The sequence below is a fragment of the Longimycelium tulufanense genome (assembly GCF_014645795.1).
Lineage (GTDB): Bacteria > Actinomycetota > Actinomycetes > Mycobacteriales > Pseudonocardiaceae > Longimycelium > Longimycelium tulufanense.
Genome location: NZ_BMMK01000051.1, coordinates 1 through 12,225, shown reverse-complemented (window position 1 = coordinate 12,225; position 12,225 = coordinate 1). Strand labels below are relative to the sequence as shown.

General features: G+C 67.9%; 12 protein-coding genes and 1 pseudogene. All 13 read left to right on the top strand.

Features of this window, described 5'->3' with window-relative positions; genetic code table 11:
- Positions 1–142: 142 nt before the first annotated feature.
- Positions 143–592 (top strand): hypothetical protein, encoded by a 450-nt coding sequence (locus IEY55_RS29105; protein WP_229686871.1) that lies wholly within the window; start codon positions 143–145, stop codon positions 590–592.
- 311 nt (positions 593–903) lie between these two features.
- Positions 904–1,605 (top strand): hypothetical protein, encoded by a 702-nt coding sequence (locus IEY55_RS29100; RefSeq protein WP_229686870.1) that lies wholly within the window; start codon positions 904–906, stop codon positions 1,603–1,605.
- Between the two features lie 223 nt (positions 1,606–1,828).
- Positions 1,829–2,422: an SAF domain-containing protein gene (locus IEY55_RS29095; protein WP_229686869.1), complete on the top strand. Its 594-nt coding sequence runs from the start codon at positions 1,829–1,831 to the stop codon at positions 2,420–2,422.
- A 38-nt stretch (positions 2,423–2,460) separates the two neighbouring features.
- Entirely contained in the window at positions 2,461–3,216 is a 756-nt protein-coding gene (locus tag IEY55_RS29090) for a chromosome partitioning protein (RefSeq protein ID WP_189061779.1), read from the top strand.
- A complete protein-coding gene (locus IEY55_RS29085) occupies positions 3,213–4,637 on the top strand; it encodes a TadA family conjugal transfer-associated ATPase (protein ID WP_189061778.1) in 1,425 nt (474 codons plus the stop codon). Before IEY55_RS29090 ends, IEY55_RS29085 begins: the two co-directional genes overlap by 4 nt.
- On the top strand, positions 4,634–5,536 hold the full coding sequence (locus IEY55_RS29080) for a type II secretion system F family protein (RefSeq protein WP_189061777.1): 903 nt from the start codon (positions 4,634–4,636) through the stop codon (positions 5,534–5,536). The genes IEY55_RS29085 and IEY55_RS29080 overlap by 4 nt, the downstream gene beginning before the upstream one ends.
- Positions 5,533–6,432, top strand: coding sequence for a type II secretion system F family protein (locus tag IEY55_RS29075; RefSeq protein WP_444543303.1), 900 nt, complete (start codon positions 5,533–5,535; stop codon positions 6,430–6,432). The genes IEY55_RS29080 and IEY55_RS29075 overlap by 4 nt, the downstream gene beginning before the upstream one ends.
- A 23-nt stretch (positions 6,433–6,455) precedes the next feature.
- The gene (locus IEY55_RS29070; protein ID WP_189061776.1) at positions 6,456–6,647 is read left to right on the top strand and encodes a hypothetical protein; all 192 of its coding nucleotides are present in this window, start codon (positions 6,456–6,458) and stop codon (positions 6,645–6,647) included.
- On the top strand, positions 6,644–7,081 hold the full coding sequence (locus IEY55_RS32695; RefSeq protein WP_268239374.1) for a TadE/TadG family type IV pilus assembly protein: 438 nt from the start codon (positions 6,644–6,646) through the stop codon (positions 7,079–7,081). Before IEY55_RS29070 ends, IEY55_RS32695 begins: the two co-directional genes overlap by 4 nt.
- Positions 7,078–7,530 (top strand): TadE/TadG family type IV pilus assembly protein, encoded by a 453-nt coding sequence (locus IEY55_RS29060; RefSeq protein WP_189061775.1) that lies wholly within the window; start codon positions 7,078–7,080, stop codon positions 7,528–7,530. Before IEY55_RS32695 ends, IEY55_RS29060 begins: the two co-directional genes overlap by 4 nt.
- Positions 7,527–7,964 (top strand): pilus assembly protein TadG-related protein, encoded by a 438-nt coding sequence (locus IEY55_RS29055; protein WP_189061774.1) that lies wholly within the window; start codon positions 7,527–7,529, stop codon positions 7,962–7,964. Before IEY55_RS29060 ends, IEY55_RS29055 begins: the two co-directional genes overlap by 4 nt.
- Positions 7,961–10,789: an AfsR/SARP family transcriptional regulator gene (locus IEY55_RS29050; protein ID WP_189061773.1), complete on the top strand. Its 2,829-nt coding sequence runs from the start codon at positions 7,961–7,963 to the stop codon at positions 10,787–10,789. Before IEY55_RS29055 ends, IEY55_RS29050 begins: the two co-directional genes overlap by 4 nt.
- Before the next feature lie 331 nt (positions 10,790–11,120).
- Positions 11,121–11,654 (top strand): annotated as a pseudogene (locus tag IEY55_RS29045) (IS30 family transposase); the annotation flags it as partial.
- Between the last annotated feature and the right edge of the window lie 571 nt (positions 11,655–12,225).

Here is a 12,225-nt window from a genome sequence, read left to right as displayed (position 1 = left end):
TAATCCGCTCGTCTGGTTGGCGGCTCGACGTGCCAGAGCTGTGCCAGCACTAGTCGTTTGCGTAACCGGAGCACTGGCCGCTTGCGGTTCTCAAGAGGAACCTCCTACACAGCAGGCAAACCAACGGTCCAATGACGAGACCGTGCCATCGACGTCGACATCGGCCTCCCCGGCCGAGGCGGCAGCCCACCAAGCCGAGGCGGCGTACGTCGGCATGTGGGCGGCAATGGCGAAGGCTGGCGAAACGTCGGACTGGAAGGCGCCGGAACTGGGCAAGTTCGCTACCGGCAATGCGCTGACAACGATCACGCGCAGTCTCTACGCCGATCACTTCAACCACGTCGTCACGCGGGGCACTCCGAAGAACAACCCGCAGGTCACCTCAGTCGAGCCGCAGAGCAACCCTGCGACGGTGGTGATCACCGACTGTGGGGATTCGACCGGCACCTCCAAGGTCCGGGAAGGCACGAACGAACCCGTCAGCGGTGATGCGCCGGGTGGCCGACGGTCGATCGTTGCTGAGGTGAAAAAGCAGCCCGATGGCTCGTGGCGGGTAAGCCAGTTCGCCGTGCGGGGGCTGGGCACATGCTGAGGCGCGTTTCGATCGTGGCGGTGTCCGTGTCCACATTGGTCATCGCTGGCTCCGGTACAGCGTTCGCGGACATCTGGGGCGGCGTCGACTGCAGTAGGGTCGACTACGCAGGTTGTGACCTTGGTGCCGGGAAGGGCGGGCAGTCGGGCCAGCGTCCTTCCCCACCCCGCTCGGGCAACAACGGCCAAGACAGTGGTTCGGGCTCCGATGGCGGTTCCGGCCGCCCACAAGGAGACCAGGTCGTCGGGGAGGCGAACCGGGCGAACTGCCGGTACGTGCGAAGCGATTACCAACCCCCGAGTCGGGGAACCGTGACGGTGGTATACCACCCGCCGAACGACGGCGGCGCGCTCACCGTCACTCCCGCCGCATACCGGTCCTCCTCGTCCTGGGCACCGCTGCGGTTCGCCCAGCAACAGCCACAGCCCAGGCAATCAGGGGCCTGGTACGTGTACAAGTGCTCGGGCCCGGGATTTGCCGATGCCCTCTACCGGCCCCCGGTCTGGATTCCGGACGGACCGGAGCAGGCTCCCTCACCGGAACAACTCGCCCAGCAGGCATACAACCAACTGCGGTTGCCGTCGCCACAGATCCACGCCTCACCGACCACACAGCAGCTGGTCAATCTGCCAACCTGGCTGTGGATGGACCGTGGCGAGTGGCAACCGCAGACGGCCACCGCCTCCGTGCCGGGGGTCTCGGTCACGGCGACGGCGACGCCGCAATCAGTGACCTGGTCGATGGGCGACGGTTTTACGATCACCTGCCAGGGCGCAGGCACCCCGTACCCGTCGGGTGGCGACCCGAAGGCGGCCAGCCCTGACTGCGGCCATATCTACCGTCACACCTCGCAAGGACAACCGCACAACACCTATCCGGTCGCCGCCACCGTGCACTGGATGGTGACGTGGTCTGGAGCCGGGCAGAGTGGCACGTTCCCCGACCTGGCCACGACGTCGACCGCGTCGTTCGCAGTGGCGGAATCACAGGCGCTCAACAACACACCTCGATAGGAAATTCCACTGTAGATAGACAACCCAGTTCGCTGAGAACGCCCCTAATTTCCGTGATCGGAAAAGGGGTGCGGAGTACCGCATTGCTTGGAGGCGCTGGATGCCTGCACCGACTTCCACCCATCAACCCTCTTTGGGGCCGCCCACCGCGTCACGGTCGTGGGCTGGCCGCAAGCCTGGGGCGCGCTCGCGTATCGCCGGCAGAACCGGTCGGCGTGGGCGGGTGCCGTATCTAGTCCTGGGTGTTCTGCTGGTCGTGGTGTGTGCGGCCGGCTCGGTGATCACCGTGTTGCAGGTTGGTGACCGTGAGCCGATGCTCACACTGGCGCGACCCGTAACCGTTGGGCACGTGTTGACGCCGCAGGATCTGCGTCAGGTTCCGTTGTCTGCGGATACGGGCACCGATGTTGTTCCTGCGAGACAGGCGTCGTCGGTGCTCGGGCAACCGGTCGCCTACTCGCTGCCCGCGGGCACGCTGCTGTCGCGGTCGGTGCTGGGCCGTCCCCAGGTACCACCGCCCGGGCAGGGTGTCGTGGCCATGGCCGTCAAGGCCGGCCAAGCTCCGCCGGATATCGCGCCGGGCACAACGGTGTCGGTGATCGTCACGCCCGGCAGTGGGGCGAGTTCGAGTGCCGGTTCGGCGCCGTCGGCCTCCAGCGGCCCGTGGCAAGCGGCCGTGGTCGGCGTCGCGCCGCAGACCAACGATCAATCTTCGGTCGTGTCCCTGCAAATGCCCACGGACAGCGCTCGACAGGTCGCGGCGATCCCATCTGGCCAGCTGTCCCTGGTCGCTGTCCCGGCCGGAGGAGGCGCGTGATGCTGGTGGGGGTCTGCTCCGTGAAAGGGTCGCCCGGGGTGACTACGGCGACCCTCGCGATGGCCGCGCGCTGGCCGGTCGGCGATCCGCTCGTCATTGAAGCTGATCCGGCGGGTGGGGATTTGGCGGCGCGCCATCGGCTGGCATCCAGTCCTGGGTTGGTGTCGCTCGCCGCAGCAGCGCGCAGGGCCTCCAACACTGAGCTGTTGAACGAGCACAGCCAACGCCTTCCCGGCGGGCTGCGCGTCGTGCCCGGCCCCGTGGCCGCCGAACAAGCCCGGGCCGCTCTGGGAGTGCTCACCACGAGGGGGGCGCGGACGGTGCACGCGGGGGCCGGCCCCGCCGATGCGGCGGTGTTGGTCGATGTCGGCCGGTTGGACTCCTCCTCCCCGGCGCTGCCGCTGGTGCGCGGGGCGGAAGCGCTGGTGGTGATGGCCCGGCCCCGTGCTGACGAGCTATCCCACGTGGCCACGCTGCTGGGCGAGATTCCGACGTGGACGAAAACTCCGGGACTGGTGCTCATCGGGGAGGGCTACGGCCGCGCCGAGGTCGAGCGGGAGCTGCGTGTGCCGGTGATGGGCACGCTGCCGCATGACTCCTCGGGCGCCGCGCTGCTCTGCGGTGAACCACAGGGGCGCCCGCTGGAGAAGTCCGCGCTGGGCCGTGCTGCCGCGCGGCTCGCGCGCGACCTGGTTGCCCATATCCAGCCCGCCGCACCGTCCAAGGGCTCGCAAGCTGCGGCGGCAGTGACGACGCAGGTCCCGTCCAGCGGAAATGGCGTGGTGCCCCGATGACGACCAACTCGCACGAGCACCGCACCTCAGCGGTGCCGGTGTTTCCTCCGGCAAACCAGGCAAGGTCGCATCGAGGCCCGGTGAGCCACGGCGGGGAGCATCCCGGCGCAGCGGCGCTGCGAACGCGCGTGCGTCACGCGGTCTCTGAGGGATTGGCCGCGCGCATCCGCGACGATGAGCAGCAAGGTCGCCCGCCGCTGGACTACCGGGGGCGGCGTCACCTCGCGGAGAGACTCGCCGCGGATGCCGCCGACGCCTATGCGACCGAGGAACTAGCGCATCCCACGGGCACCGGCCTGCTGCCGGATGAGGTCGAGCGTCACGTGATCAACCAGGCGCTCGACGAGATCTTTGGCATGGGCGGTCTTCAGCCGTTGTTGGCCAACCCCGACATCGAGAACATCAACGTCAACGGGTGCGACAAGGTGTTCGTGCGCTACGCCGACGGTCGGCGTGCACAGACGCCGCCGGTGGCGGCCTCGGATGACGAGCTCATTGATCTCGTCCGGTCCTTGGCGGCGCGTTCGGGGGTAGAAGAGCGTCGGTTCGATCGCGGGTCGCCGGGTGTGAACGTCGAATTGCCGGATGGCAGCCGGCTTTTTGCGGTGATGGCGGTGACCGGCAGGCCCTCGGTGTCGATTCGCCGGCACCGCTTCCAGCGGATCACCCTGGCTCGGCTGCGTGAGCTGGGCACGATCGACGCCGGCTTGGAAGCTCTGCTGGGTGCGCTCGTGCGTGCTCGGTTCAACCTGCTGGTCGTCGGCGGGACCGCGATCGGCAAGACGACGATGTTGCGGGCCTTGGCCTCGGCAATCCCGCCACACGAACGGTTGATCACCATCGAGGACAACTTCGAGCTAGGCCTCGACCGGGACCCGGCGCACCCCGACACGGTCGCCCTGCAGGCGAGGGAGGCGAACGTCGAGGGTGAGGGCGCGATCAGCCAGGCCGAGCTGGTGCGCTGGGCACTGCGGATGAGTCCGGACCGCGTCATCGTCGGCGAGGTCCGCGGGGCCGAGCTGATCCCGATGGCCAACGCCATGACCCAAGGCAACGACGGGTCGATGGCGACCGTTCACGCCAGCGATTCCGCGGGGGCGTTCACCAAGCTGGCCACCTACGCCGCGCAATCGCCGGAACGGTTGTCTTTGGAGGCAACCAATCTGCTGATCGCGTCCGCGGTGCACTTCGTGATCCACCTCGCCGAGGCCCGCGACGACAAGACCCGTGTGGTCAGCTCGATCCGCGAGGTGGTCGGTGCCGACGACAAACAGATCGTATCCAACGAGGTGTATCGCCCTGGCCCCACTGGTCGCGCAGTCCCGGGCGCGCCACTGCGCGCCGCAACCGTCGACCGCCTAGCCGAGGTGGGCTTCGACCCCGATGTGCTGGAACGCCCCGAAGGCTGGTGGAACCCGTGATCGGCTTCACCGCAGTGGCGGGCGCGTGCGGCGCTGGCTTCGCACTCGGGGTGCTGCTGCTCCTGGGCGTCCGGGGCCAAGACCCCATTCCGGTCGCCAGACCAAGCCGATGGGAGCAGTGGCTCGACCGGGTGCGTTACCGCACCTCGGCGCGATGGACCGCGGGCAGCGTCGCAGCGGGTGTGCTTGCCGGTGCGGTGACGGGGTGGGTCGTCGGCGGCGTGTTGACCATGTGCGCCGTGTGGGCATTGCCGCGGGTTCTGGGCCGGAATAAGGACCATGCTCGGCGCGTCGCGCGGATCAAGGCGATCGCCGCATGGACCGAGATGTTGCGCGACACTCTTTCGGCTGCCGCCGGGCTCGAACAGGCTGTCCAAGCCACAGTGGATACCGCGCCGGCAGAGATTCGCGACGACATTCGTGAACTCTCGATACGCATCGAACGCGGCGACAAGCTCGCCGAGGCCCTGTCCGGCTTGGCCGACGACTTCAACGACCCCACCGCCGACCTGGTCATCAGTGCCCTGGTGCTGGCCTCCCAACACCAAGCTCGCCAGCTCACGGATCTGCTAGGCGAGCTGGCGACCGAAGCACGGGAACAGGTGTCGATGCGGTTGCGGGTGGAGTCCGGGCGGGCGCGCACCCGCACCAGTGTCCGCGTGATCGTCACGACGACGCTGATCTTCGCCGTAGGCCTGGTGATCCTCAACCGCGGCTACCTAGCCCCGTACGACAGTGCGTTCGGCCAGCTGATGCTGCTGGTGGTCGGCGGACTGTTCGCTGTCGCGTTCGGCTGGCTGACACGCATCGCACGAGAGGGAAGCCAGACACCAGAACGGTTCCTCACCCACCTAACTGGGACCACGCCGCGCGCCCTGCACGAGGAGGTGCGGCCGTGATCACAACGGCTGTTCTGCTCGGAGCCGGCGTTGGCCTCGGCCTGTGGGCGCTGCTGGTCTGGCTGCTTCCCCCGCGACCGTCACTGGGCAGCGCGTTGACCGCCGTACGCACACCTTCGCGGAGCCGGCCCACGATCACCGTGGTCGATCCCACCGGCTGGGCCACACGCTGGGGCCGGCCCGCTGTGCGCCCGCTGCGGGCGCTCGGCCTTCCCAGCGAGCGGCAGCGGCGGGATCTGCTCGTCCTCGGGCGATCACCAGAAGCGCTGCTGGCGCAAAAAGCGGCGCTGGCCGTCGTCGGCCTGTTCCTGCCGGGAGTGGTGCAAGCCGCACTGTGGGCGGCAGGAGTCAGCTTGCCGTGGCAGGCCCCTTTCATCATCGGCCTCGTCTGCGGCGCCGGGGGCTTCGTCCTTCCGGATCTGGACGTGCACCAGCAAGCCAAGCGCAGGCGCGCCTCCTTCCGGCACGCCTTGAGCGCCTACCTCAACCTCGTGCGGTGCGCCTTGGCCGGCGGTGCCGGTGTCGACGGCGCGCTCACCGACGCGGCCGACATCGGCCAGGGGTGGGCCTTCGCCCGCATACGCCAAGCGTTGACCACCGCCCGGCTGACTCGTACCACTCCATGGAACACACTTCGGCAGCTCGGTGAAGAACTCGACATCCAGGAACTCGTCGAACTGTCGTCCTCGGTCTCCCTGGCCGGCAGGGAGGGCGCCAAGGTTCGCGCTTCGCTGGCAGCCAAGGCGGCATCGATGCGCACCCACGAGCTGACCGAGGCCGAAGCCGACGCCCACGCAGCAACCGAACGGATGTCGCTACCGGTGATCTGCCTGTTCGCGGGCTTCCTTGTCTTCATTGCCTACCCGGCTCTGGCCACCGTCCTCGGCTCGTTGTAACGCACACAGAAGGGATTACGACCGTGCTGGGCTACCTTTCGGTCATCATCGCCACCGTTCGCGCTCGCATTGAGCAGATTCGTGCCGACGAGCGGGGCTATTCCACCGAGACCGTCTTGGTCACGGCACTACTCGTGGCTGCGGCGATCGTTGTGATTGGCATCATCGTCGCCGCAGTGACCCGCAAGGCGAACGAGATCGGGGGCCAGATGTGATCATTCGCGTCACCACCCGAGGACGTGTATGGCGTCGGCTGTGCGATTTCGGCCGCAACGAACGCGGTTCGGTCACTGCCGAGCTGGTGCTCGCCGCGCCGGCACTGCTGTTACTACTACTTCTCGTCGCGCAGTTCGCGCTCTGGGCGCATGCCACCCATGTCGCGCAAACAGCCGCCTCTCAAGCACTCTCGGCCGCGCGCGTGCAAGACGGCAGCAGCGGCGACGGACACGCACGAGCAACCGCCGTCTTGGCTCAACTGGGCGCCGGCCCTCTACGTGACCCCCATGTTGCGGTCACGCGCGGACCAGAACAGTCCACAGTAGAGATTAGTGGTCACGTCACACCAGTGGTTCCGTTTCTGAATCTACCGGTCCGAGCCCGAGCGGTCGGGCCAAGCGAGCGGTTCGTAGAACCGAAGGCCAACGAATGACTATGATACTGCGGCGATGGTGCGGGGACGAACGCGGCTCGGTGGCCGTTGAGCTGACCCTGCTCACTCCCGTGCTGATCCTGTTGCTGTTGTTCGTGGTCTTCTGTGGCCGGGTGGCCGAGGCACGCCTGCGTGTCGACGACGCCGCCCACCAAGCCGTACGGGCAGCGACCCTGGCTCGCAGCAACACCCAAGCCACCGCCGAGGCCCGCGCAACCATGGAAGTCGCGCTAGGCCAAGCGGGAGTCAGCTGCAGCAATCTCAGCGTCGATACGCAAACCGGAGGACTGCAGCCAGGAAGCACCGTGACCACGGTCATCCACTGCGAGATCGGGCTGTCGGACCTGTCCCTACTCGGTGTCCCGGGATCGATCACCGTCGAAGCCTCAGCCGCGTCCGTGGTGGATCAGTGGCGCGGCACCGTGACCGCGGGAGGCACTGGGACATGACGTGTCGCAGGCACTCCTTCGCCAAGGACGAACAGGGCAGAGTGACAGCATTCGTCGTGATCATCACAACTGCCTGCCTGCTCTTCGCTGGCCTGGTGCTCGACGGCGGGCTCGCACTGGCCGCGAAAACGAAGGCGATGGGCGAGGCACAGGAGGCCGCCCGCGCCGGGGCACAGGAGCTCGATCTGGCCGCCTACCGCGCTGGTGGCACCGCCCGACTGAACCCGGCCGCCGCCCACGCTGCGGCCCAACGCTATTTGGACTCCGTAGGTGCCACCGGCACCGTCATTGCCGACGGTAACTCGGTTCGAGTGCACGTCAACGCGCACCAGCGCACCCAGCTGCTCGGACTGCTGGTGGGCATCAATGACCTGTCCGTCTCCGCCGAAGGACGAGCCCATCCCGACCAAGGCGCACTGGGAAGCAACAAATGAGACCTCTCGCACGCCTCACCGCCGGAATGCGGCGCCTGCTGGTGGCGCTGGTCGCCCTGTGCGCGCTCGCCGTGCTGCTGGTAGGAGTCCCGTGGGGGCTCACCGCCTACATTGGATGGCCGCTTCCCGATCATATCCCCACCCGCGACGAAATCGAGGCGACGCTGCTCAACCCGCTGTCGGTCACGTTGCTGCTGGACATCCTGGCCTGCCTCGCCTGGCCCACGTGGCTGGTGTTCACCGTCGATGTGGCCCGCTGCCTGCCCGACGCGCTGCGCGGTGTGCGCCCCCCTGCGATCGGGCCGGTGCACGCGGTGGCCGGTGTGCTCGTCGCCTCCGCGGTCCTCGGGTTGCTACACCCGCGCGCCGCCGAGGGCGCAGGACCAGTACCGTCAGCCGGCCCCGCCCTGGCGGTGGCAACTGCCCAGGTCGAGTTTCCGAACGTGGCTGTCACCGGTGTCGCGCCGCATGCGGCCGCCCGAGCCGACCCGCATCCCCAGCAGGGCGCCGTGGTGGTGCAGCCGCCGCACGGAGGCATCCACGACAGCCTCTGGCGCATCGCCGAGCGCGAACTCGGCGATGGCCGTCACTGGAACGAACTGTTCCAGCTCAACCAGGGGCGCCTCCAGCCCGATGGGGATGCCTTGATCGACCCCCACCTGATCCGTCCGGGCTGGGTCCTGCAGCTGCCCGCAGACGCGGTCGCGCAGCCCGCCTCACCGCCGCAGTCCGAGCCTGCCCCACACGAGCCAGCCTCACCGCACCCCTCTCCATCGCAACCGCCCGTCGTTCAACCTTCCCCGGATGCAGTTCCCGACCGGCATCGCGCTCCCGCGCCGCACGCCGTCAGCACCACCTCGGGCACCGCGATCACCCTGTGGAGCGGCGGACTCGTCGCCGCGTCCATGGCCAGCGCTGTCACACTGGCGATGGTCATCCGCCGCCGCAAACGCAGGCGCGCCTATCAGCCGGGCAGTGGCGACCGCATGCCGCCGCCCGCTCCAGCACCAGCCGTTCATGCCCTCCGGTTGGCCTACGACGAGGAACACCTCGACGACAGCGACAACCACGAGGAACACGTCACGCTCGACACGCTGCTGCCACAGGTGTCCGCACCCATCAGTGTCGAGCCCAGCACCAACGACAACGGCTCCATCGAAATCGGCGTCCGCGAGCAACGCGCTCGCGCCGTCAACTTGGCAGCCGTACGGGGACTCGGATTGACCGGAGCCGGCGCCGAGGCCACGGCGCGCTCACTGCTGGTGCACCTCCTTGCCACCACCAACGCCACCGTCATCATCCCCGCCGACGACGCACGTGCCCTGCTCGGTGACGATCTACCCGATTCAGCGCGCTTGCACGTCACCAACGATCTGCCCAGCGCCATTACTGCACTCGGCCAACATGGCTCCCGTCGTGGCTCCAAAGACGAGATCACGGCACTGGTTGCCGTCCTCGTCGCCCAGATCGATGGCCCGGAGCCCCGGCTGCAATCAATTCTCGATGCCGGCTCCGGTAGTGGCATCGCCGGCATCGTGCTCGGCCACTGGCGGCCTGGAGCCACCGTACGGGTGCGCGCAGACGGCATCGTGGCTGCCGCCAGTCCCACCGTCGACGCCCTGCGGGGCACTCACCTGTTCCACCTTGACACCTCCGACACGCGCGACCTACTGGCCCTGCTCGCCCACACGCCCGCACCGAGCACACCACCGCCCGGGCCCGCCGAGCCTGCCGTCGAAGAACACGGATTTGGCGGCCGCGAGCTCGAGGACGCAGCCGAGGCTGAGTGGGCCCAGTCACACGTCGAGAGCGACGAGGACGAGTTGGCCGCACCGGAGCAGGCACTCGACCGCGCTCCAGCCGAGCCATCGGAGCACCTCGGCAACAGCGCACAAACGCAGGAAACGGACGCCAGCCGTGCCCTGAAGTCAGATGCCGGGACGCCAGCCGGGCTGCCCGCCGCTGAGGAAGCGGCCTCGACCGGCCGAGAGGGGGCGGTCACCGCCAACGTGCCGGATCTGATCGGGGAGCATGAGCAGCCCTGCGAGCACCCAGAACGTCCGTGGGCATTGTCGATCTTCGGTCCCATCACCTTGTCCTGGCGCAGCCCCGACGGTCACGACCACGATGTCACCTCCGCGCTGGCACCGAAGCACAAGGCGTTGCTGGTCTTCCTCGCGCTGCATCCCTCCGGCACCACACGAGATGCTGTCCGTGAAGCGCTCTGGCCAGATGCCCGCGGACGGCGGCCGTTCAATGCCTTCTACGCCTCGCTGTCGCAGTTGCGCAAAGCATCCGCCATAGCCACCGCTGACCAGGCTGTCGATCTCATCTCCCAGCACGGCGAGCAGGTCGCACTCGACCCGGGAGTCGTCGAGGTCGACTACTGGCAGCTGCACGACGCCGAGCACGCGCGGCGCATGGCAGCCAGCGATGAGGAGCGCATGACGGCCTGGTCACGTATCGCTGCCATCTACCACGGAGAGATTGCCGACGGTATGTCCGCGCTCTGGCTCGAGGGCCCCCGCGAAGCCGCTCACCGCTCCGTCGTCGATGCCTTAGCAGGCATGGCTGCCCACTACCGCGGACGTGATCCCCAACGCCAGCTACAGCTGCTGGAACACGCCAGGCTGCTGAACCCGGAGAACGAGCACATCTACCGAGACATCATGCGGGTGCAAGCCCAACTCGGACTCACCGATGCTATCGCCCGTACCGTCCAATTGTTGACCACCACGCTCGCCGAGATCGGCGAACGGCCCGACCCCACCACACTGATGCTGGCCCGAACCCTACAAACGCGCCAGCGCCAGGAAGTCAGCTAGCGCGTCCTTGCGGTGACGCTTCCAGACCCTGCGCTCCCGGTCTTGTGGCAGTACTTCGTCGTCGGCGATGATTGGTGCACTGCCGATCATGGTATCGGTCGTGTTCATATGCCACCATCGGCAGCGCACGCGCGCCACGACCGGCAAGTCCCCACTCCACCCAAACAGCCCGGTCTCGCCCGCACTACCGAAGTGCTGTCGAGATGCTCATTCACGAGACAGTGCGGCGGCGACTGAGACCCTACAGCCCCGCGCCCTCGGGTGGTCGAAGCATTTGATGTTGTGTTGGTGATCTGTGTCGGCGCTCGGGAAGGATGCGCCGGTGCGTCGAATGTTGACTGTGGAGGATCGGGAGGAGATTTCCCGTGGTGTGGCCCAGGGTCTGGAGTTCGTGGTGATCGCGGCTCGGATCGGGCGGAATCCGTCGGTGGTGTCCCGTGAGGTGGCCCGGCACGGTGGACGGGAGGGCTACCGGGCACGCAGGGCCGAGCGTGCGGCCACCCAGGCTCGGCGTCGGCCCACGCCGCTGCGTCTGGACACCGAGCCCGAGCTGCGGGAGGCGGTGGTGGGCCTGCTGCGGCGTAGCTACTCCCCGGAGCAGGTGGCCGGCCGGTTGCGCCGCGACCACCCCGGCGAGAAGGCTCGGCGGGTGTCCCACGAGGCGATCTACTCCTGGATCTATGCCCTGCCGGTCCGGGAACTCCAGCGTCAAGGCATCGCGCTGCGCTCCGGGCGCACCCGCCGCCGGGGCCGCACCGCGCCGGTGAACCGGGCCCCCCGCATCACCGGGATCCGGTGGATCGACGAGCGCCCCACCGAGACCGAGGACCGTCGGGTGCCCGGGCACTGGGAAGGCGACCTCGTGCGCCACGAGGCGCTGTGTAACCGAGCGGAGGTGAAAGACCTGCGCCGTTGTGTTGTCGCAGCAGCATAGCGAAGCTGGGGGCAGCCTGAACCGGGAGTCGCCGGGGAGGGTGGGAAGCGGCCCCGACAACGCCGGGACGGGCCAGAACTGTCGAATGGTGTGGGTCCGGCAAGCGAGTCGAGAAGGTGTACGCGAGGAACCAGTGTTGTCACACCCCTTAAGTCTCCCGCCAGCTCAAACTCGACGGATACGGGCTGGATTGCGGTGCGCACCCATTCGCGGGGTTTCGTGAGTGGGGAACTCCTGGGCTGGTTTAGGTCGCTGATTCGGGAGGTCACGGTGAAGGTCTGCGGCGTAGCCGTGACGATGCCGCAGGGGCATAGCTGGGCACCTCACTCGACGATCGGTTCATGGTGAACGTGGGAACCACTCGCAGTCTCCGCCTTCAAGTCGGGTGGATAGGTGCGACGTCTGCTGATGGCTGTGTGTGAGGCGGAGGACTCGTAGTGAGGTTTTCTCAGTGAGTTGATCGGTGGGCGTGGTGCGCTCGTGGTGGCCACCCGGCCTCAGA

What these genes read in the sequence shown, in the direction of transcription:
- IEY55_RS29085 (WP_189061778.1), top strand. Translation starts at nt 3,213, where the DNA reads ATGACGACCAACTCGCACGAGCACCGCACCTCAGCGGTGCCGGTGTTT.
- IEY55_RS29060 (WP_189061775.1), top strand. Translation starts at nt 7,078, where the DNA reads ATGACTATGATACTGCGGCGATGGTGCGGGGACGAACGCGGCTCGGTG.
- IEY55_RS29055 (WP_189061774.1), top strand. Translation starts at nt 7,527, where the DNA reads ATGACGTGTCGCAGGCACTCCTTCGCCAAGGACGAACAGGGCAGAGTG.
- IEY55_RS29050 (WP_189061773.1), top strand. Translation starts at nt 7,961, where the DNA reads ATGAGACCTCTCGCACGCCTCACCGCCGGAATGCGGCGCCTGCTGGTG.